The 19785-nt window shown below is 68.4% G+C and carries 18 protein-coding genes; 11 read left to right on the top strand and 7 right to left on the bottom strand.

Going from position 1 to position 19785, the window contains the following annotated elements:
* Positions 1-97 precede the first annotated feature (97 nt).
* Positions 98-1468 carry an MFS transporter gene (locus HWX62_RS11770; protein WP_175928406.1) on the top strand — a complete coding sequence of 457 codons (1371 nt, stop codon included), beginning with the start codon at positions 98-100 and terminating at the stop codon, positions 1466-1468.
* Here the strand turns inward: HWX62_RS11770 and HWX62_RS11765 are convergent.
* Positions 1465-2265, bottom strand: coding sequence for an SDR family oxidoreductase (locus tag HWX62_RS11765; protein ID WP_175928407.1), 801 nt, complete (start codon positions 2263-2265; stop codon positions 1465-1467). The genes HWX62_RS11770 and HWX62_RS11765 overlap by 4 nt on opposite strands.
* 132 nt (positions 2266-2397) lie before the next feature.
* Here HWX62_RS11765 and HWX62_RS11760 point away from each other — a divergent pair, with 132 nt between their 5' ends.
* Together HWX62_RS11760 and HWX62_RS11755 are read left to right on the top strand one after the other, a co-directional pair.
* Positions 2398-3357 carry a GlxA family transcriptional regulator gene (locus HWX62_RS11760; RefSeq protein WP_175928408.1) on the top strand — a complete coding sequence of 320 codons (960 nt, stop codon included), beginning with the start codon at positions 2398-2400 and terminating at the stop codon, positions 3355-3357.
* 78 nt (positions 3358-3435) lie between these two features.
* Positions 3436-4584, top strand: a complete 1149-nt coding sequence (locus HWX62_RS11755) for an epoxide hydrolase family protein (RefSeq protein ID WP_175928409.1) — start codon at positions 3436-3438, stop codon at positions 4582-4584.
* A gap of 94 nt (positions 4585-4678) precedes the next feature.
* Here the strand turns inward: HWX62_RS11755 and HWX62_RS11750 are convergent, their stop codons facing one another.
* Complete coding sequence (locus HWX62_RS11750) at positions 4679-5170, bottom strand: 2,4'-dihydroxyacetophenone dioxygenase family protein (protein WP_175928410.1); 492 nt, start codon at positions 5168-5170, stop codon at positions 4679-4681.
* A gap of 172 nt (positions 5171-5342) precedes the next feature.
* Here HWX62_RS11750 and HWX62_RS11745 point away from each other — a divergent pair, with 172 nt between their 5' ends.
* The 3 genes from HWX62_RS11745 to HWX62_RS11735 are packed head-to-tail and all read left to right on the top strand — an operon-like array spanning position 5343 to position 7424.
* Positions 5343-5813: a MarR family transcriptional regulator gene (locus HWX62_RS11745; RefSeq protein WP_175928411.1), complete on the top strand. Its 471-nt coding sequence runs from the start codon at positions 5343-5345 to the stop codon at positions 5811-5813.
* A gap of 37 nt (positions 5814-5850) precedes the next feature.
* A complete protein-coding gene (locus HWX62_RS11740) occupies positions 5851-6186 on the top strand; it encodes a hypothetical protein (RefSeq protein WP_175928412.1) in 336 nt (111 codons plus the stop codon).
* Entirely contained in the window at positions 6183-7424 is a 1242-nt protein-coding gene (locus tag HWX62_RS11735; RefSeq protein WP_175928413.1) for an MFS transporter, read from the top strand. Before HWX62_RS11740 ends, HWX62_RS11735 begins: the two co-directional genes overlap by 4 nt.
* Positions 7425-7442: 18 nt before the next feature.
* Here the strand turns inward: HWX62_RS11735 and HWX62_RS11730 are convergent, their stop codons facing one another.
* Positions 7443-8393 carry a LysR family transcriptional regulator gene (locus HWX62_RS11730; protein ID WP_175928414.1) on the bottom strand — a complete coding sequence of 317 codons (951 nt, stop codon included), beginning with the start codon at positions 8391-8393 and terminating at the stop codon, positions 7443-7445.
* A 105-nt stretch (positions 8394-8498) separates the two neighbouring features.
* Between HWX62_RS11730 and HWX62_RS11725 the strand changes: the two genes are divergently transcribed.
* Positions 8499-9854 (top strand): aspartate aminotransferase family protein, encoded by a 1356-nt coding sequence (locus HWX62_RS11725; RefSeq protein ID WP_175928415.1) that lies wholly within the window; start codon positions 8499-8501, stop codon positions 9852-9854.
* A gap of 49 nt (positions 9855-9903) precedes the next feature.
* Positions 9904-11421 carry a CoA-acylating methylmalonate-semialdehyde dehydrogenase gene (locus HWX62_RS11720; protein WP_175928416.1) on the top strand — a complete coding sequence of 506 codons (1518 nt, stop codon included), beginning with the start codon at positions 9904-9906 and terminating at the stop codon, positions 11419-11421.
* A 129-nt stretch (positions 11422-11550) separates the two neighbouring features.
* On the opposite strand, the gene HWX62_RS11715 is transcribed toward HWX62_RS11720, so the two are convergent.
* Positions 11551-11925, bottom strand: coding sequence for a hypothetical protein (locus HWX62_RS11715; protein WP_175928417.1), 375 nt, complete (start codon positions 11923-11925; stop codon positions 11551-11553).
* Between the two features lie 499 nt (positions 11926-12424).
* The gene (locus HWX62_RS11710) at positions 12425-13225 is read right to left on the bottom strand and encodes a helix-turn-helix transcriptional regulator (protein WP_175928418.1); all 801 of its coding nucleotides are present in this window, start codon (positions 13223-13225) and stop codon (positions 12425-12427) included.
* Positions 13226-13349: 124 nt separating this feature from the next.
* Here HWX62_RS11710 and HWX62_RS11705 point away from each other — a divergent pair, with 124 nt between their 5' ends.
* Together HWX62_RS11705 and HWX62_RS11700 are read left to right on the top strand one after the other, a co-directional pair.
* Positions 13350-14756 (top strand): APC family permease, encoded by a 1407-nt coding sequence (locus tag HWX62_RS11705; protein WP_175928419.1) that lies wholly within the window; start codon positions 13350-13352, stop codon positions 14754-14756.
* A 64-nt stretch (positions 14757-14820) separates the two neighbouring features.
* Positions 14821-15930: a P1 family peptidase gene (locus HWX62_RS11700; RefSeq protein ID WP_175928420.1), complete on the top strand. Its 1110-nt coding sequence runs from the start codon at positions 14821-14823 to the stop codon at positions 15928-15930.
* A gap of 138 nt (positions 15931-16068) precedes the next feature.
* Here HWX62_RS11700 and HWX62_RS11695 read toward each other — a convergent pair whose 3' ends face one another.
* Positions 16069-16281: a hypothetical protein gene (locus HWX62_RS11695; protein ID WP_175928421.1), complete on the bottom strand. Its 213-nt coding sequence runs from the start codon at positions 16279-16281 to the stop codon at positions 16069-16071.
* Positions 16282-16417: 136 nt separating this feature from the next.
* Positions 16418-18601, bottom strand: coding sequence for an FUSC family protein (locus HWX62_RS11690; protein WP_175928422.1), 2184 nt, complete (start codon positions 18599-18601; stop codon positions 16418-16420).
* A gap of 199 nt (positions 18602-18800) precedes the next feature.
* Between HWX62_RS11690 and HWX62_RS11685 the strand changes: the two genes are divergently transcribed.
* Positions 18801-19748 carry a LysR family transcriptional regulator gene (locus tag HWX62_RS11685; protein ID WP_175928423.1) on the top strand — a complete coding sequence of 316 codons (948 nt, stop codon included), beginning with the start codon at positions 18801-18803 and terminating at the stop codon, positions 19746-19748.
* Positions 19749-19785: the final 37 nt, after the last annotated feature.

Here is a 19785-nt window from a genome sequence, read left to right as displayed (position 1 = left end):
CGCCAGCCGTATCCGGTCTTCACAAGAAAGCAGGGCGCATGCACGCCCTCGGAGACTGCCGCGCGCTCGACATCGCACGGCCCGTTTGGAGAGAGACATGCCCCAATCGCTTCCCGCCGAAGCGACGCTCGCGCACGCGAGCGCCTCGGCGTCGACTGCCGCATCCGAATCCGCACCCGGCGACGCGCTGCTGTTCCGCAAGATCGCGTGGCGGATCGTCCCGTTCCTGTTCCTCTGCTACGTCGTGTCGTTTCTCGACCGCATCAACATCGGCTTCGCGCAGTTGCAGATGAAGCACGATCTCGGCTTCAGCGATGCGATGTACGGCCTCGGCGCCGCGGTGTTCTACGTCGGCTACGTGTTCTGCGAAGTGCCGAGCAACCTGCTGCTCGCGCGCTTCGGCGCGCGCCGCACGTTCACGCGGATCATGCTGCTGTGGGGGCTCGCGTCGACCGGGATGATGTTCGTGTCTCAGCCGTCGCATTTTTACGTGCTGCGCTTCCTGCTCGGCGTGTTCGAAGCCGGCTTCTTCCCCGGCATCGTGCTGTACCTGACCTACTGGTTCCCCGCGAACCGGCGCGCGGCGGCGATCTCGGTGTTCTTCGCGGGCGTCGCGGTGGCCGGCGTGCTCGGCGGTCTGATGTCGGGCTGGATCATGCGCGACATGAGCGGCGTGCTCGGGCTGCACGGCTGGCAGTGGATGTTCGCGATCGAGGGCGCGCCGGCGATCCTGCTTGCGTTCGTCGCGTTCGTATTGCTCGTCGACCGGCCGCAGGACGCGACGTGGCTCACGTCCGGCGAGAAGGCGCGCGTTACCGCGCTGTGCGCCGAAGGCCGCGCACACGGCAGTGCGCACGACGCACGCAGCGTGCTGGCCGCGCTCGCGAACCCGCGCGTGTACCTGTTCGCGTTCATCTATTTCTCGCTGACCTGCGCGTCGCTGACGCTCAACTTCTGGATGCCGCTGATGATCCGCGACTTCGGCGTGACCGACGTCGTCGCCGTGAGCCTCTATACGGTCGTGCCGAACGCGGTGGGCGCGGTGGGGCTGGTGCTGATCGCGCGCCGCTCGGACCGCACCGGCGAACGCCGCAAGCACTTCGCATGCTGCACGATCGGCGGCGGCCTCGCGCTCGCGGCGCTGACGCTGCACCTGCACAGCTTCGCCGCGATGCTCGCGTGCCTGTCGATCGCGGCAACCCTGATCTTCGCCGCGCTGCCGATCTTCTGGGCCGTGCCGACCCGCTACCTGTCCGGTCACGCGGCCGCGGCCGGGATCGCGCTGATCAGCAGCATCGGCATCACGAGCGGCATCGTCAGCCCGTGGGTGATCGGGATGATCCGCACGCGCACGGGCAGCATGGATTCGGCGATGCTGATGATCGCCGGATTGCTGGCCGCGTGTGCGGTCGCGATGCTGCTGGGCGTGCGCGCCGCCCCGCGCGGGGCGGGCCCGGCCGCCAATTAGCGCGCCGCGGTGTAGCGCGGGGCCGGCGTATCGGCCGACAGGTGCGGCGCCATCGTGCGGCGCGCGGCCTCGTACGCCTCCCATTCGTCGCCCGCGTGCAGCGACGGGATCGTCACGAGTTCGCCGCGATCGAACCCGACCAGCGCCGCATCGACCATGTCGTGCGCGGTCATCACGATTTCCTTCGGCAGGTGCTCGAGCGGCAGGCCGCCCGTCTGCCAGAAATCGGTGGCCGTCGCGCCGGGCAGCACGGCCTGCACCTGCACGCCCTTGTCCGCGAGCTCGTGATGCAGCGACTGGCTGAACGCGAGCACGAACGCCTTGCTGCCGCCGTACACGCCGTTCAGCGTTTCCGGCGAGATCGCGACGATCGACGAAATGTTGATCACCGCGCCGCGGCCGCGTGCGACGAAGCCGGGCACGGCCGCATAGGTCAGGCGCGTGAGCGCGGTCACGTTCAGGTCGATCATCCGCGTCATCGCGTCGACGTCGCTGTCGAGCAGCGGTGCGTGTGTGCCGATGCCCGCGTTGTTCACGAGCAGCGTGATGCTCGCGTCCTGTTTCAGCTTGGCTTCGACGGCGGCGAGCGCCGCGCGGTCGTTGAGATCCGCATCGACGATCTCGACGCCGCGCTGCGTGTCGTTCGTGATGCGCTCGGCGAGGGCGCTCAGCCGGTCGCGGTTGCGCGCGACCAGGATCAGGTCGTAGCCGCGGCGTGCGAGGCGGTCCGCGTAGATGGCGCCGATGCCCGACGACGCGCCGGTAATGAGGGCGGTACCGCGATGTGCTTGCGTCATGATGTGCTCCGTTTCGATGAGGATGGCCGGATGGCGTGAACGCATTCTGGCCTCGAAACGCTGCGACACAAATGACGTAGATGGGTATGATTTCGGACATCGGGCCAATCGGCACGCGACCGGAGAACGCACATGCACCGAATCGGCTTTCTGATCAGCGACGGCTTCCAGATCATGGCGCTCGCCGCGCAGTCGGTGTTCGAGTACGCGAACATGGGCCTGGATGCGCCGTTCTACGCGATGGACAACTATTCGGTCGACGGCGGCGACGTGCGCTCGTCGCTCGGGCTGCCGGTCGCCACGCGCGCGCTGCGCGGTCGGATCGACGTCGATACGTGGATCGTCGCGGGCGTCAACGATCCGCTCGCCGTGCCGGCGCCGGCCGGCGTCGTCGCGTACCTGCGGCGCGCGAATGCCCGTGCGCGGCGGATCGCCGGCATCTGCACGGGCGCGTTCGTGCTGGCCGAGGCCGGGCTGCTCGCGCAGCGCCGCGCGACCACGCACTGGGCGTTCGGCCGCGACATGCAGCGGCACTACCCGGAGATTCGCGTCGAGGACGACCGGATCTTCATCGTCGACGGCCCGATCTGGACGTCGGCCGGGATGACGGCCGGACTCGATCTCGCGCTCGCCATGGTGGAAAAGGACCTCGGCGCCGATGCCGCTCGGTCGGTCGCGCGCAAGCTGGTGATGCATCAGCGCCGGGCCGGCGGCCAGTCGCAGCATTCGGAAATGCTCGATCTCGCGCCGAAATCCGACCGGATCCAGAACGCGCTCGACTACGCGCGGCAGAACCTCGGGCGTGCGCTGACCGTCGAGGATCTGGCCGAGGCCGTGCACCTGAGCCCGCGCCAGTTCAGCCGCGTGTTTACGCTCGAAACCGGGCAGTCGCCCGCGAAGGCGATCGAGCGGCTGCGGCTCGAATCCGCGCGGCTGATGATCGAACAGAGCCGCCATCCGCTCGACGTGATCGCGAAGGAGAACGGCTTTCGCGACCGCCGGCACATGCGCGACGCGTTCGTGCGCGGGTTCGGCGTACCGCCGCAGGCGCTGCGGCGCGATGCGCGGGCGGATGAGCGGGAAACGGGCTGACGCGCGCGGCCGCCCGCCGCCGGCGCGAGTCGGAAAAAGCGCGCAGAATCTCGTCGACAGGCTTCGCGAGGAGACACGATGCACGCCGTACCGTTCGACATTGCAATACCCGATCAAGCGCTCGATGACCTGCGCCGGCGCCTGCGCGACGCGCGCCCGCCGACGCTGACCCCCGCCGAGCCCTGGCAGCAGGGGACGGACGGCGCATGGCTGCGCGAGCTGGTCGCGTACTGGGCCGAGGGCTTCGACTGGCGGGCGGTCGAGCGTGCGCTGAACCGGCTGCCGCAGTTCGTCGCGGACGTGGACGGGCAGCGCGTGCACTTCATCCATCGGCGCGGCGCGGGGCCGACACCTTATCCGCTCGTCATCACGCACGGCTGGCCGGGCTCCGTGTTCGAATTCGGTGCGCTGCTCGATCGGCTGTGCGACCCGGCCGCATTCGGCGGCGACACTCGCGACGCGTTCGACGTGGTCGTGCCGTCGCTGCCCGGCTTCCTGTTCTCGCCGGCGCCGGCGGCACCCGGCATGTCGGCGTTTCAGGTCGCCGATCGCTGGGCGGGGTTGATGGCCGGCCTCGGGTATCGACGCTTCGGCGCGCAAGGCGGCGATATCGGCGCGGCCGTGTCGGTGGCGCTCGGCGCGCGACATGCCGACGTGGTGGACGGTATCCATCTGAACTACCTGCCCGGCAGCTACGAGCCGGCGATCGACCCGGCCGCGCCGCCGACCGACGACGAGCAGGCATTCCTGAAGCAGCGCACCGACTGGGTCGCGATGGAAGGCGGGTACGCGCACGTGCACGCGACGAAGCCGCAGACGCTGGCTGTCGCGCTCAACGATTCGCCGGCCGGGCTGGCCGCGTGGATCGCCGAGAAATTCCGCGCGTGGAGCGATTGCGACGGCGACGTCGGGCGGCGGTTTTCGCACGACACGCTGCTGACGGGCATATCGCTCTACTGGTTCACCGGCTGCATTGGCTCGTCGATGCAGATGTATTGGGAAAACCGGCTGCAGCCGATGCGCTTCGCGCCGGGGCAACGCGTGGCGGCGCCCGTCGGCTTCGCGCGCTTTCCGAAGGAGATCAGCCGTCCGCCGCGCAGCTGGCTCGAACGCGTGTTCGACGTGGTGCAGTGGACCGACATGCCGAACGGCGGCCATTTCGCGGCGCTGGAGGAACCGGATCTGCTGGCCGACGATATTCGGCGGTTTTTCCGGCGTTTTCGGTAACGCGCCGGGCGGCCGGGGAAATACACCGGCGGCTATCCGCGCGAGCGGGCGGCGGCAGCACCACCCGGTTCGCACCGGACCAACGTCGCCTGCCTTACCGTGTAACGAACGCCGTGGCCGTGTCCGGCGCCGTACGCGCATGCTTGCGCTGGCGCAGCAGCGCGACGCGGCAGTTTTCGCGCGCGGTTTCGCGGCCGTCGTCGTCGAGCAGCACGAGGTCGCCGCGCATCACGTTCAGCGTGATCACCTCGTCGCCGGGCGCACCGAGCGTTTCGGGCGTATGCACCGAGCCGGCCGGTTCGAGCACCGTCGAACCGGCGTGCGCGACCCAGTCGTATTCGCGATAGCGCCACGCGCCCTGCAGCGTATGGACGAACACCTCGCCGTCGTGACGGTGGCGCGGCAGCGTGCCGCCGGCCGGCATCTTCAGCAGCGCGGTCAGCGTGTCCTCGGCCGCATTGATGTGCAGGTACTTGATCGCGAGCCCCGGCAGGTCGGCGCTCATCGGCAGCCACGGCAGCGCGTCGCCGGGCAGGCACGAGATCGGCGGCAGGTGGGTCGGGAGCGGGGCGGACGGCTGCGTCATGGCGGAAGGCAAAGCGGAAGCGGGAAGAAGGCCGCATTATCGCAGAGCCGGATCGCGCGGCCGAACGCGTGGCGGTGTCGCGGCGAAAGCGCGCGCGACGGGCCGATCCTTACGGGATGAAATATACAGCTAAACTGCACAGTTTAACTGTCGATGTGCTATCGTCGATGTCATGAACCCGCCGTCGTCTCCTCCCGACACACTCCCGCTGGCCGGCCTCGCCGGCGAACTCCGCATCTCGGTCGGCAAGCTGATTCGGCGGATGCGCGAGCAAACCCATCCGAACGACCTCACGTCCTCGCAGAAATCGGTATTGCTGCGGCTCGATCGCGACGGCCCGGCGACCGTGTCGGCGCTCGCGCGTGCCGAAAGCGTGCGTCCGCAGTCGATGCGCGTGACGGTCGCGACGCTCGAGGCGCTCGGCGCGGTCGCCGGCGCGCCCGATCCGACCGACGGCCGGCAGACGCTGATCGCGCTCACGCCCGGTTTCCGCAAGCTGCTGCAAGCCAACCGCGCGGCCAAGGACGACTGGCTGTTCCGCGCGCTGCACGCGCAACTGTCGGCGGCGGAACAGGCCGAGCTCGCGGCGGCCGTGAAGCTGCTGCAGCGGCTCGCCGAATTCCAGGACCCCGCGCGTCCGTGAACCGCACGCCCTCGCTCGCTGAAAGGACACCCCGCACATGAATCTCCTCCATCTCGTGTCGTACTTCTTCGGCGGCGCCTTTCTCGCGAACGTCGTGCCGCATCTCGTCAGCGGGCTGCGCGGCGAGCCGTTCCAGACGCCGTTCGCGAATCCGCCCGGTCGCGGGCTGTCGTCTTCCACCGTGAACGTGTTGTGGGGCGTCGTGAACCTCGCGATTGCTTACGCGCTCGTGTGCCGGGTCGGCGATTTCGACCTGAAGCGCACGGCCGACGCGGCGGCGCTCGGTCTCGGCATCCTGGTGCTCGGCCTGTTTCTCGCGCGCCACTTCGGCGAACTGCACGGCGGCAACGAGCCCGACCGGGACCGGCCATGAGCGTGCCGGCCGCGGGCGTGTTCCGCTCGCTTCGCAGCTTCAACTATCGCGTGTGGGCGATCGGGTCGCTGGTGTCGAACATCGGCACGTGGATCCAGCGCACCGCGCAGGACTGGCTCGTCCTCACGCAGCTCACGCATCACGACGCATCGGCGGTCGGCACGGTGATGGCGCTGCAGTTCGGCCCGCAACTGCTGCTGTTGCCGTGGACCGGCTACGCGGCCGACCGCTTCGACCAGCGCAAGCTGCTGATGGCGACGCAGGCGCTGATGGGCGCGCTGGCGCTCGTGCTCGGCGTGCTGACGGTCACCGGCGCCGTGCGGCTCGAGCACGTGTACGTGTTCGCGTTCCTGTTCGGCTGCGCGTCGGCGTTCGACGCGCCGGTGCGGCAGACCTTCGTCGCGGAACTGGTCGGCGACCGCGAGCTCGCGAACGCGGTCGCGCTCAATTCGACGTCGTTCAACGCCGCGCGGATGATCGGCCCGGCGGCGGCGGGCTTCCTGATCGCATCGGTCGGCACCGGCTGGGCGTTTCTCGCGAACGGGCTCAGCTTCTTCGCGGTGCTGGCGTCGCTAGCGCGGCTTCGAGAGGATGAACTGCGCGGGAACGTGCGGGCAGGCCGCTCGCGCGGCAGCCTGCTCGACGGGTTCCGCCACGTGTGGCGCCGCCCGGACCTGACGGCGATCCTCGCGATGCTGTTCCTGATCGGCACGTTCGGGCTGAATTTCCAGCTGTTCATCTCGACGATGGCCGCCACCGTGTTTCATGTCGACGCGCGCGGGTTCGGCTTCCTGTCGTCGATGATGGCGGTCGGCACGATCTCGGGCGCGCTGCTCGCCGCGCGCCGCGAGCAGCCGCGGTTCCGTCATCTGTGGATCGGCGCGACGCTGTTCGGGCTCGGCTGCACGTTCGCCGCGCTGGCGCCCGGCTACGGGTCGTTCGCTGCCGCGCTGGTGCTGACCGGCATCGCCGCGATCACCTTCATGAACTCGACCAACAGCCTGATGCAGCTGTCCACCGAGCCCGCGATGCGCGGCCGCGTGATGGCGCTGCGCCTCGCGGTCGCATTGGGCGGCACGCCGATCGGCGCGCCGGTGGCCGGCTGGGTCGCGAACCATCTCGGCCCGCGCTGGGCGCTCGGCGTCGGTGCGGCGTCGGGCTTCGCCGCGGCGCTCGTCGCGACCCATTTCGTCGCGCGCCGACGGGCGCAGCCGCGCGCGGGCGGCGACGGGGCCTGAACGGGCCGCAAGCCGGCGCTACGCCGCCGGCCGTGCCGCCGCATGCGCGGCGTCGAGGCACGACTGGAACAGCAGCGCCGCCCGCGATGGCCGCGGCGAGCGCCGCAGCAGGCTCACGAACCGGCACCGGTAATTGAACCGGTGCGGCGCGATCGGCTGCATCAGCCCCTTGGTTTCGAAACTTTCCGCGTAGTGATCGGGCAGGAAGCCGAGATAGCGGCCCGACAGAATCAGCGTCGCGATCGATTCCTGGTCCGACGCGGTCGCGCCGCGCGTGAGTTTCGCGCGATGGCTCAGCTCCATGTTCGGCGAATGGAAACCGAGCCCGGCGAACGCGTGGTTGCGGATCGTCGTCCACGTGAGCTTGCCGTGCGGCGCATCGAAGAGCGGATGCTGGCGGCCGCAGTACAGCAGCATCCGCTCGTCGAACAGTTCCGAATACACGAGGCTGCCCGAGTTGCGGTGCGCGGGAATGATCCCGACCTGATAGCTGCCGTCGATGATGCCGCGCTCGACCTCGTTGATCGACGCGACGTGCAGGTTCAGCGCGACGTCGGGCGCTTCGTCCACGAACTGGCGGATCGCGTCGCCGAGGCGGGCCTGCGGATTGGTGGCCGTCTTGTCGAATACCGCGATGTGCAGTTCTCCGCCCATCTTGTCATGAATGCCGTCGATCCGGCTGCGAAACGCTTCCATCGACGCGAGCAGCCGCAGCGTCTCCTCGTACACCGTCTGCCCCTCGGGCGTCAGCGTGAAGCCCGCGCGGCCGCGCCGGCACAGCACGAGGCCGAGCCGCGTTTCCAGGTCCTTCACGTGCCGGCTGATCGTCGAGATGCCGATATTCAGTTCCAGTTCGGCCGCCGCCATCCCGCCGCACTGCACGACGCCCTTGAAGACCCGCAGCAGGCGGAGATCCATGTCGCTGAGCTGCCCGAGCAGCGCGCGGCTCTTCGGTTTCTTTGCTTGCATAGTTGCGCAAGTGAACATTGATATTGCGATATTCAAAAGACTAATTGGCGTCCCGACAATGTGCAACATCATTACCAGGAGGAGGGGCGCGCCGCGCCGACCGACATGACCGACATCACCACCGCCCAGCACGACGACACGAACCTCCGCACCGACGCCGCGTGGCTCGATGCGCACTGGATGCCGTTCACGGCCAACCGCCAGTTCAAGGCCGATCCGCGCATGATCGTGTCCGGCAAGGGCGCGTATTACACCGACGCCGAAGGCCGCAAGATCTTCGACGGCCTGTCGGGCCTCTGGTGCACGGGCCTCGGTCACGGCCGCACCGAAATCGTCGAAGCCGTGAGCCGCCAGATCGCGCAGCTCGACTACGCGCCGGCCTTCCAGTTCGGCCATCCGGCATCGTTCGAGCTCGCCAACAAGATCAAGGACCTGACGCCGGCCGGCCTCGACTACGTGTTCTTCACGGGCTCGGGCTCGGAAGCGGCCGACACGTCGCTGAAGCTGGCCCGCGCGTACTGGCGCGCGAAGGGCAAGGGCACGAAAACGCGCCTGATCGGCCGCGAGAAGGGCTACCACGGCGTGAACTTCGGCGGCATCTCGGTCGGCGGGATCGGGCCGAACCGCAAGCTGTTCGGCCAGGGCATCGACGCCGATTTCCTGCCGCATACGCAACTGGCCGAGAACACGTTCTCGCGCGGTATGCCCGAGCACGGCGCCGAACTCGCCGACCGGCTGCTCGACCTGATCGCGCTGCACGACGCATCGAACATCGCGGCCGTGATCGTCGAGCCGTTCTCCGGTTCGGCGGGCGTGGTCGTGCCGCCGAAGGGCTATCTGAAGCGCCTGCGCGACATCTGTACCGCGCACGACATCCTGCTGATCTTCGACGAGGTCATCACGGGCTTCGGCCGGGCCGGCGCGATGACGGGCGCCGACGCATTCGGCGTGGTGCCGGACATCATGAACTTCGCGAAGCAGGTGACGAACGGCACGCAGCCGCTCGGCGGCGTGATCGCGACGAAGGAGATCTACGACACGTTCATGGCCGCGGGCGGCCCCGAGTACATGCTCGAGTTCCCGCACGGCTACACGTATTCGGCGCACCCGGTCGCGTGCGCGGCCGGCGTCGCGGCGCTCGACCTGCTGGTGAAGGAAGACGCGGTGGCCCGCGTGCGCGATCTCGCGCCGCATTTCGAGGCGGCCGTGCACGGGCTGAAGGGCCAGCGCCACGTCGCGGACATCCGCAACTACGGGCTGGCGGCCGGCCTGACGATCGCCGCGTTGCCGGGCGAGCCGGCCCGGCGCCCGTACGAGATCGCGATGCGCTGCTGGGCGAAGGGCTTCTACGTGCGCTACGGCGGCGACACGATCCAGCTCGCGCCGCCGTTCATCGCCGAGAAGCGCGAGATCGACAACCTGGTCAACGCGCTGTCCGACGCACTGAACGAAGTGGACTGAGCCATCGCGCGCCCGCAGCCATCACCGAATTCACGAAAGAGCCAGAGACATGAAACACGACAGCAATGTGACCTCCACCGTCGGCCACCTGATCGACGGCAAGCGCATCGACGGCGGCAGCCGCGTCCAGCCGGTGTTCGACCCGGCCACCGGCGAATCGCACAAGAGCGTCGCGCTCGCCGACAAGCTGACCGTCGAAGCCGCGATCGCGTCCGCGCAGGCCGCGTTCCCGGCGTGGCGCAACACGCCGCCGCTGAAGCGCGCCCGCGTGATGAGCCGCTTCAAGACGCTGCTCGAGGAACACGCCGACGAACTGTGCGCGCTGATCACGGCCGAGCACGGCAAGGTGCTCGCCGATGCGATGGGCGAACTGCAGCGCGGGATCGAGAACGTCGAATACGCGACCTACGTGCCCGAGCTGCTGAAGGGCGAGCACAGCAAGAACGTCGGCCCCGCGATCGATTCGTGGAGCGAGTTCCAGGCGCTGGGCGTCGCGGCCGGCATCACGCCGTTCAACTTCCCGGTGATGGTGCCGCTGTGGATGTGGCCGATGGCCGTCGCGTGCGGCAACACGTTCGTGCTGAAGCCGTCCGAGCGTACGCCGTCGTCGACGCTGCGCATGGCCGAGCTCGCGCTCGAAGCCGGCCTGCCGCCGGGCGTGCTGAACGTCGTGAACGGCGACAAGGAGGCGGTCGATACGCTCCTGACCGACCCGCGCGTGAAGGCCGTGAGCTTCGTCGGCTCGACGCCGATCGCCGAATATATCTATTCGACCGGCTGCGCGCACGGCAAGCGCGTGCAGGCGCTCGGCGGCGCGAAGAACTTCGCGGTCGTGATGCCCGACGCCGACATCGGCAACGCGGTGAACGCGCTGATGGGCGCCGCGTACGGCTCGTGCGGCGAGCGCTGCATGGCGATTCCGCTCGTCGTCGCGATCGGCGACGAAACGGGCGACCAGGTCGTCGCGGGGCTGAAGGCCGAGATCGAGAAGATGAAGGTCGGCCCGGGCAATGGTGTGGGCGTCGACATGGGGCCGCTCGTCACGCAGCAGCATTTCGAGAAAGTCACCGGTTTCGTCGACGCGGGCGTGGCAGCGGGCGCGACGCTCGTTGTCGACGGTCGCGGCGTGAAGGTCGACGGTCATGACGGCGGCTATTACCTCGGCCCGTGCCTGTTCGACAACGTGAAGCCCGGCATGCCGATCTACCAGCACGAGATCTTCGGGCCGGTGCTCGGCGTGATCCGCCTGAAGTCGCTCGACGAGGCGATGGCGCTGATCGACGCGCACGAATACGGCAACGGCACGTGCCTGTTCACGCGCGACGGCGAGGCCGCGCGCTACTTCAGCGACAACATCCAGATCGGCATGGTCGGCATCAACGTGCCGCTGCCGGTGCCGGTCGCGTATCACTCGTTCGGCGGCTGGAAGCGTTCGCTGTTCGGCGACCTGCACGCCTACGGCCCGGACGCCGTGCGGTTCTACACGAAGCGCAAGACGATCACGCAGCGCTGGCCGTCGGCCGGCGTGCGCGAAGGGACGGTGTTCAGCTTCCCGTCGAATCGTTGAGTTGACGTGCGAGCCGGCTGCATGCAGCCGGTGCGACGTGCGAAGCCGTAAAAGCCCGCTCCGATCGGCGATCGGGGCGGGCTTTTCTACATCCTGGCGACGTGCGCGGAAGGCGGCGAAAGACGGGGTTTACGGCGCGACCACGTGCCACACGTTCTTGAAGTTGTCGCCGTTGCGTTCGCCCTGTTTCATGTCCTTCGAGTAGAAGTACAGCGGCTTGCCCTTGTACGCCCATTGCGGGCTGCCGTCGTCGCGCTTGACGATCGTGTAGGGGCCGACCGGTACGTCGGTCGCGCTGGCCTTGTATGGCGGCCAGAGGGTTTCGCATGGGCCGGTGCAGGCGCTGGTGCCGGCGTTCGGCTTGTCCTTGTCGAACGTGTAGACGGTCATTCCGTTCGCCGCGACGAGTGCGCCGTTTTCTTCTTTCGTGATCGACCCTTGGGCCGAGGCCGAGGCGGACGCAATGGCGAGCAGGACGGAGCTGACGAGCAGCGCAGCTTTCATGTGTGCCTCCTGGTAATCGGTGGGCGGGCGCGATCGCGTGCACGGGCGAGCGTGCGCGACGACCGCGATGAATGGCGCCGGAACGCGATGCCGTTGCCGCCGCCGCGAGCGGTGCTGGGCCGAACGGCAGCAAACGGGGCGCTTCATTCACGATAGGCGGTTTTTGCCGGGGCTGCGAGAAGATCGGGGGGCATATCGGCCAGACGTATGCATCGCGCAACGGCGTGGCGCCTGCCGGCGCACGCTATTTCGGCATCCGTCCCCGATCGTCGCGCGTACGCCGAAGTATCCGCGTTTCGCGCGGTCCCGCCGCTCGATGCCGCGCGACGAGCGGCGGCGGGGCGCCGTTGAATGCGATCCGCGCGCCGAGCCCGGCGTGCCCCCATCGCTGCCGGCCGGCGATTTTCGTGCGTCGGTCGCGTTTTATCCGGCATGCGGCGCTTGACGAAGCGTGCCCGAATCGGCGCCTGTTGCCGCGCGTGCGTACCGATCGACGCACTCATCCGTCAGCATCTTCCCCCAGCGCCTGGATGAACCGCGAAAACAGCTCCGGCTGCGACGAAATCCCGAGCTTTGCATACACATGCCGCCGATGCACCTTCACCGTTTCCGGTGAAATCGCGAGCCGCTCGGCGATGGCCTTCGACGAATTGCCGCGCAGCACCATTCTCGCGATCGACATCTCGCGATCGGTCAGCACGCCCGCACCGAAACGGGCGAGCGCCTGCTCGACGCGTGCGCCGAGATCGGCATCGGGCGTCGCGCGCGCGGCATCGCCCACCAGCCGCCAGTGCTGCCGCATCGCGGCGAGCACCCACGGCATCGCGGCCGTCAGCTTGCCGAGCGGCTCGACGTCGAAGCGTGCCGATGCCCCGAGCGACAGCGACAGCAGCGTGTCGGCGTTCGGCCGCACGAGAATCTGGATCTCGTCGTCGCCGACCGCATCGCGGAAATAGCTCAGGAAATACTCGCTCTGCCGGAACAGGTCGGGCGCGACTTCCTCCAGCCGGTAGCAGCCGTCGGCGAGCCCGTCGTGCGCGGCCTGCAGGAACGGATCGAGCAGATATAACCCGTTCAGGTAAAGCGGTACCGGCGACGCGGTGTCGGTGCCGCCCGTGTCGTATTCGTCGAGCACGAGCGGCACGCCGTCGCGGCCGATCGCGGTCGCGAGCGCGTTGTCGAACGGCGCCATTTCATTGAGCAGCAGCACGAGGAACCGCCAGAAGCGCGGCTGGCCGAGATGATCGATTGCGCGGCCGAGCGCCTGGTGCATCGCGATTTCGGAAAAGAGACGATCCATACCACCACCGGAAGGGCGTAACACGAAGGGGGAATAGCGGTCCTGAAATTGGCTTCCTAGACTGCCACGCAATCAATCGGGCCCGAGTATGGGCGTTCCAAAAAGAGCAGCAAAGGAGAACGAAATGGCGATGATGTCGGAATCGACGGGCACCGTGCAAGCGGCGCCCCTCACGCAAGACGCGCCGCGCGCGCTGTCGCAGACGCTCAGCGTGCGCGATGCAGTGATGATCACCGTGTCGGGCGTGACGCCGGCCAGCTCGATCTTCGTGATCGCGCCGTTCGCGATCCAGCAGGCCGGCAGCGGCGCCGTGCTGTCGTTCGTGCTCGGCGGCGTGCTCGCGCTCGCGTTCGCGCTCTGCTATGCGGAACTGAGCGCCGCGCACCGCAGCGCGGGCGGCGAATACGTGATGGCCAAGCGCGTGTTCGGCACGCTGCCCGGCTACCTGACCTTCATCACGGTACTGTCCGTCAGCGTGTTCATCCCGGCCGTGCTCGCGAGCGGCGCCGCGCCGTACCTGAACAACGCGCTCGGCACGCACTTCGGCAACCAGTCGGTCGCGCTGACGATCGTGCTGCTCAGTTATCTGCTCGGCATGCTGAACATCAAGACGAACGCATGGATCACCGGCGCGTTCCTGGTCGTCGAAATCGGCGTGCTGATGCTGATCGCGGGGCTCGGCTTCGGTTCGCCGCATCGCGGCGCCGATGTGCTCGTCGCACCGGTGGTCGCGAGCGGCCATGCGCTTGTGCCGGCGACGTTCGCCGCCATCGTGCCCGCGATCGGCACGGCGATCTTCTGCTACAACGGCTTCGGCTCGGCGGCCTACCTCGCGGAAGACCTGCGCGGTGGCAACCGCAACGTCGCGAAGGCGGTGATCTATTCGCTGCTCGTGATCCTCGTTGTCGAGCTGGTGCCGCTTACCGCGATCGTGCTGGGCGCGCCGTCGCTGACGGAACTGACGAAAAGCGCCGATCCGATCGGCTATGTCGTGCGCTCGTTGAGCACCCCGGCCGTGTCGCGCGTGGTCAGCGGCGGGATCTTCCTGTCGGTGTTCAACGCGATCATCGCGATCGTGATCGCGATGGGCCGCCTGCTGTACAGCAGCGGCCGGCATGCGCTGTGGTCGCGTACCTGCAACCGCGCGTTCTCGACGATCCACCCGCGGCTCGAATCGCCGTGGCTGGCGACGATCGCGCTCGCGATACCGTCGGCCGGGCTCGTATTCGTGTCGAGCCTCGACGAGCTGACCGCGTTCACGGTCGACCTGTTGCTGCTGATCTACCTCGTCGTCGGGCTGGCCGCGCTCGCGAGCCGGTTCGTACGCCGCGACGTCGAGCATCACTACCGGATGCCGCTGTGGCCCGTGACGCCGCTCGTCGCGGTGGCGGGCGCCGCCTATACGCTGTACACGACGCTGGCGACGGCGACCAAACCGACCGACCTGATCATCATCGCCGGGCTGCTGGTCGCCGCACTCGCGATGTACGTGGCCTGGGCGCGCCACAGCGACGCATTCCGCGCGCTCTGAGCACCGCATCGACACCTTGCACCATCGAAACACCGAACCATTGAAAGACGGGAGGAATTGCATCATGCGCACGAGGGATCTCGGCATCCGCATCGGCCTCGGCACGCCGGGCCGCTTCAACGCGATCACGGACGTACCGGGCGTGCGGGTCGGACATTGCACGCTGAACGTCGAGAACGGCGATGCGTCGATTCGCACCGGCGTCACCGTCATCGAGCCGCGCGCGTGCGCCGCGCACGATTCGCCATGCTTCGCGGGCGTGCACGTGCTGAACGGCAACGGCGACGCGACCGGGCTCGAATGGATCCGCGAAGCCGGCCTGCTGACGACGCCGATCGCCTATACGAACACGCACAGCGTCGGCGCGGTGCGCGACGCGCTCGTCGCGAACGAACGCGAGGCGGCGGCCGGCCGCGTGTACTGGTGCATGCCGGTCGTGATGGAAACCTACGACGGACTGCTGAACGACATCTGGGGACAGCACGTGAACGCCGCGCACGTGCAGCGCGCGCTGGCCGCCGCGCAATCGGGGCCGGTCGCCGAAGGCGGCGTGGGCGGCGGCACCGGCATGATCTGCCACGAGTTCAAGGGCGGCATCGGCACCGCGTCGCGCGTGCTGGCGAACGATGCGGGCGGCTGGACCGTCGGCGCGCTCGTGCAGGCGAACTACGGCGTGCGCGAGATGCTGCGCGTGGCCGGCTACCCGGTCGGCGAAGTGCTGCGGCACGTGCATTCGCCGTTCCGCGAAGCAGACGCGAAAGGCGAGGCCGGCATGGGCTCGATCGTCGTCACGATCGCGACCGACGCGCCGTTGCTGCCGCATCAATGCACGCGTCTCGCGCAGCGCGCGAGCGTCGGGCTCGCCCGCGTCGGCGGCGGCACCGAGGATTCGAGCGGCGACATCTTCCTCGCGTTCGCGACAGGCAACGCCGGCTTGCCGGCGGCGAACTACGGCAGCAAGGGTGCGCCGACCACCGGCGTGCGGATGGTCAACAACGACCATATTTCAGCGCTGTTCGTCGCGGCGGCGGAAGCGGTGGAAGAGGCGATCGTGAATGCGCTGGTCGCGGGCGGCGACGTCGCGTCGCGCGGGGCGCGGGTCGAAGGGCTCGGGCAGGCGCGCTTGCTGGATGCGTTGCGCGAAGTGGGGTGGCGGCCGGGGCGCGGCGCCTGAAACGGCAAGCGCCGCTTCAATCGAAGCGGCGTGGAGCAGGACGGCGATGCGGCGAGCGGCCGGGCCGCCGTCCGCCCGTGCACGCGATGCTGGCGGGACGGGCGAGGCAGGCCTGGCCGTGACGACGCGGCGTCACGCTCAGCTGCCGAAGTAGATGTTGCAGAAGCTGACGGGACCGACGCAGGCGTTCGGGTCTTCCTGCTTCGATTGCGCACGATCGACACGGCCGGCGGCCTTGATCGCCTCGGCGTGGTTCGCCTGTTGCGGTGCGACGTCTGCCGGCGCCGGCTGCGCATGAGCGACGGCAGCGGTGAGCGACAGGGCAACGAGGGCGAGGTGCAGCGGCTTCATTTTGTTTCTCCTGGGTGAGTGCCAGTCTCGCTGGCAGTGAGGACACTATAGGCTCGCACTGCTTAAAGATTAATCACCGCGGCTGTAGAGCTTTTTTCCATCCGGAACAACGATCCCGTTGCGCGCGCATCGGCCTTCAACGACGGTGCCGGTTGAACGGCGCATCCTTGTCGAGCAGCGCGCTGCGCATGAAATGCAGGCAGCCGACGGTCCGCTGCATGCTGCGGCGTGCATCGGCCACCGCGTACCATGCCTGCAACGCATGCTGCGCCGCGCGGATCGCGAGATTCACGGATTTCAGCGTGCGCGCATGGTTAGCGGGCGTCGGATCGTCGAAGAAGCGCGGCAGTTCGTTCAGCACCGCATCGATCGAACCGGTCCAGCGCAGTGTCTGCGGCGGTTTCGACGCGCAGAACGCATGCAGCTCGTCGCGCAGGTCGATGACCGCGTGGCCGACCTCGAGCGTCGACAGCATCCAGCGCAGTGCATCGCGGTGCTGCCGCGTGCGGCGCACCAGCAGCGTGCGCAATTGCGCCATCAGGTCGTGCGTGCTCGACTGGAAGCGCTGCGCGAGGCCGTCCGGCGCGCCTTCGCAGGCAAGCGTCACCTGGCGGCGCAGGTCGTGCGCGATCCGGCCGGTGAGCCAGGGCATGTGAGTGGGGAATACGACGGCGAATACGAGCGAGCACGCCAGCATCGCGACGACGATCGCCAGCCCGTTGTTGATCAGCACTTCAGGCGTATACGCGATCGTGTTGTCGGGGCCCGCGAGCAGGCAGAAAAACACCGCGAAGCCGATTCCGTAGCCGGACAGGCCGGGCCGCATCGCGAGGAACGCACCGAGGCCGAGCACCGGCGCGAGCGCCGCGCACAGCAGCGGAAAGCCGTCGATGTTCGGATAGACGTGGCACAGGAACAGGTAGCCGACCGCGGTCGCGAACGCCGCGCCGACACTCATCTGTGCGACGAACTTCGGCGCGCGCGGCGAGGTCGAGCTGAGCGCGCATGCGATCGCGGTGGCGATCACCGCGAGCGAGCCGCTCGGCCACTCGGACGCGATCCAGAATGCGCTCATCGCACCGACGGCGATCACCGTACGCAGGAACGCGAAACCGACGAAGAACGAATTGGTCTTCACCGCGTAATGCGTGACCGAGCGTTCGAACGCGTGATCGTCCTGGTTGAGCGATGCGTAGGTGTCGACGTAGCCGAGATATTCGCCGATGAACCGGTACAGCAGCTCGATCGCGGTATCGAAGTCGAGCAGGCCGCCGGCCGCATGGTCTTCGATGGCCCGCCGCGACGCGCGCGCGGCCTTCGGCAACGCACCATGAAAGCGGCGCAGGTCGAGCATCGCACCGGTGGCCGGTGCGATGCCATGCCGGCGTTCGTCGCGCAACGCGGCGAACCGCCGCGCGAGCGCGTCGACGTGCGGCGCGAGTGCGTCGAGCACCGCGTCCGAGCGATTCGCGCGCAGCCGTTTGACGAGCTGGTGCAGCGCATGCAGCCGCGTGCATGCGTTCATGAACTCGCTGTTCAGCCGCGCGAGCCGCCGGCTGCGCGCGCGAATGTGCGGATCCTCGAACGACGCGAACGCGCGATTGGCTTCGAAGCCGACGATGTCGTCGACGAAATCGGCGAAGCGCCGCTCGAAATCGCCGCGTGCGATGTCGCCCGCCAGCGCACCGGCCGTGAACGCCGCGAACGTCGCGTGGCGCGCGCTCAATGAGCGCATCAGCGCCTTCGCGGAACTCAACGGCAGGATCAGCGCGCTGACCGCACCCGAGCACGCGATGCCGAGCGCGACTTCCGCGGCGCGCGTGAGCGCGGACTGGAACAGCGTCTGAGGCGTCATCACGGCCGGCAGGCCGATCAGCGCGGCCGTATAGCCGGCGAGCACGAAGCCGTACCAGCGGAAGTGGCGGTTGCGCACCGCGAGCGCGATGCAGCCGCCGATCCACAGCGTGATGCCGGCCATGTACAGCTCGGGCTGCTGCGCGAACAGCCCGCCGAGCACGAGCGCGGCGACGAGGCCGGCCGCCGTGCCGAGCACGCGGTAGAAACTCTTCGCGAACACCATGCCCGACAGCGGCTGCATCAGCACGAACACGGTCGTCATCGCAGTGCGCGGCTGCGACATCTCGAGGCGCATCGCGATGCCCATCGCCAGCAGCGCCGCGAGCACGGTTTTCGCGAGGTGCAGCCAGATCAGCCCGTCGGTCATGGCCCAGTCGCGCGCCGCGTTGCCGAGCGGATCGAGCCATCGTCTCCATCGTGCCGGTTCGATGGAAGGTCGCTCGATCGCAGGTTGTGGCTTCATGAAGGGAGGGCCCAAGGCCGGTCGCGCGAGGTGGCGCGGCGCGTCCGAACGGGGCCGTTCGACTGGTGAGGCGCCGATTGTAGGAGGGCGGCGCCCGTGCATTAACACAGTTGCGGGGAAACGATAGTTGCAGCGGGAGTAACAATCCGTCGCATCCCGTGGAGGAAAATGGCGGCTCCGCTACAGGTTGCTCATAGGAATGGATACCCTACAAAACATGCGGGTGTTTTCGCGCGTCGTCGAGACGGGCAGCTTTACCGCCGCCGCGCAATCGCTGAATTCGACGACGGGCGCGATGTCGCGCGCGGTGTCGGAGCTCGAGGCGCGCCTGCGCACCCGTCTGATGAATCGCTCGACCCGCCGTCTCGCGCTCACGTCCGCCGGCGAAAGCTATCTGCGGCGCTGCCGCCAGATCCTCGCCGACGTGGACCGCGCGGAGGAGGAGGCGAGCTGCGCGCACGAGCGACCGGCCGGCGTGCTGCGCATGCACAGCTTCGCGAGCGTCGGCCATCACTACGTCTTGCCCGCGCTGACGCGCTATCACGCGCAGTTCCCGGGCGTGTCGATCGAGCTGTCGCTGTCGCAGCGCATGCCCGACCTGTTCGACGGCACGAGCGACATGGCCGTCGTCACCGCGTCGTCGCTGCCCGATTCGGAACTCGTGTCGCACCTGCTCGGCTCGACGTTCAGCATTCTGTGCGCATCGCCCGACTACGTGAAACGGCACGGCGCGCCGGCCCGCCCGCAGGATCTCGCCGCGCACGCGTGCCTGACGCTGTGTACGCCGGCGTTCCCGACGCACGAATGGGTGCTCGAAGGGCCCGAAGGCGTCGAGCAGATCCACGTCGCCGGGCCGGTGCAGACCAATACCGCCGAATCGCTCGCCCTCGCGATCCGCGACGGCATCGGGATCGGCATGCTGCCGCTCTATTCGGCGATCGACGCGCTGCGCGATGGCACGCTCGTCCGTGTGCTGCCCGCGCATATCCTGCAGAAGATGAACGTGTATGCGTTGTACCCGTCGCGCCGCTTCGTCGATGCGAAGGTGCGGACCTGGGTCGAGATGCTGCGTGCCCAAGTGCCGGGGATGATCGCGCGCGACGTCGAGATGCTGAACGCGATCGACCGCGAACCGCAGGCTGCCTGAGGGCCGCGCGTAGCGCCGCGTGGCTCGGTGCTCCGTG

Source organism: Burkholderia sp. BCC0506 (genome assembly GCF_902833145.1).
In the GTDB taxonomy this organism is placed as follows: Bacteria; Pseudomonadota; Gammaproteobacteria; order Burkholderiales; family Burkholderiaceae; genus Burkholderia.
This window is presented reverse-complemented; position numbering and strand designations above follow the sequence as displayed.

Bases quoted from the DNA above. Each gene is read 5' to 3' on its own strand.
- HWX62_RS11745 (WP_175928411.1), top strand. From the start codon at position 5,343: ATGAACCCGCCGTCGTCTCCTCCCGACACACTCCCGCTGGCCGGCCTC.
- HWX62_RS11735 (WP_175928413.1), top strand. From the start codon at position 6,183: ATGAGCGTGCCGGCCGCGGGCGTGTTCCGCTCGCTTCGCAGCTTCAAC.
- HWX62_RS11705 (WP_175928419.1), top strand. From the start codon at position 13,350: ATGGCGATGATGTCGGAATCGACGGGCACCGTGCAAGCGGCGCCCCTC.
- HWX62_RS11700 (WP_175928420.1), top strand. From the start codon at position 14,821: ATGCGCACGAGGGATCTCGGCATCCGCATCGGCCTCGGCACGCCGGGC.
- HWX62_RS11720 (WP_175928416.1), top strand. From the start codon at position 9,904: ATGAAACACGACAGCAATGTGACCTCCACCGTCGGCCACCTGATCGAC.
- HWX62_RS11725 (WP_175928415.1), top strand. From the start codon at position 8,499: ATGACCGACATCACCACCGCCCAGCACGACGACACGAACCTCCGCACC.
- HWX62_RS11765 (WP_175928407.1), bottom strand. From the start codon at position 2,265: ATGACGCAAGCACATCGCGGTACCGCCCTCATTACCGGCGCGTCGTCG.
- HWX62_RS11750 (WP_175928410.1), bottom strand. From the start codon at position 5,170: ATGACGCAGCCGTCCGCCCCGCTCCCGACCCACCTGCCGCCGATCTCG.
- HWX62_RS11755 (WP_175928409.1), top strand. From the start codon at position 3,436: ATGCACGCCGTACCGTTCGACATTGCAATACCCGATCAAGCGCTCGAT.
- HWX62_RS11685 (WP_175928423.1), top strand. From the start codon at position 18,801: ATGGATACCCTACAAAACATGCGGGTGTTTTCGCGCGTCGTCGAGACG.
- HWX62_RS11770 (WP_175928406.1), top strand. From the start codon at position 98: ATGCCCCAATCGCTTCCCGCCGAAGCGACGCTCGCGCACGCGAGCGCC.
- HWX62_RS11690 (WP_175928422.1), bottom strand. From the start codon at position 18,601: ATGAAGCCACAACCTGCGATCGAGCGACCTTCCATCGAACCGGCACGA.
- HWX62_RS11760 (WP_175928408.1), top strand. From the start codon at position 2,398: ATGCACCGAATCGGCTTTCTGATCAGCGACGGCTTCCAGATCATGGCG.
- HWX62_RS11730 (WP_175928414.1), bottom strand. From the start codon at position 8,393: ATGCAAGCAAAGAAACCGAAGAGCCGCGCGCTGCTCGGGCAGCTCAGC.
- HWX62_RS11715 (WP_175928417.1), bottom strand. From the start codon at position 11,925: ATGAAAGCTGCGCTGCTCGTCAGCTCCGTCCTGCTCGCCATTGCGTCC.
- HWX62_RS11695 (WP_175928421.1), bottom strand. From the start codon at position 16,281: ATGAAGCCGCTGCACCTCGCCCTCGTTGCCCTGTCGCTCACCGCTGCC.
- HWX62_RS11740 (WP_175928412.1), top strand. From the start codon at position 5,851: ATGAATCTCCTCCATCTCGTGTCGTACTTCTTCGGCGGCGCCTTTCTC.
- HWX62_RS11710 (WP_175928418.1), bottom strand. From the start codon at position 13,225: ATGGATCGTCTCTTTTCCGAAATCGCGATGCACCAGGCGCTCGGCCGC.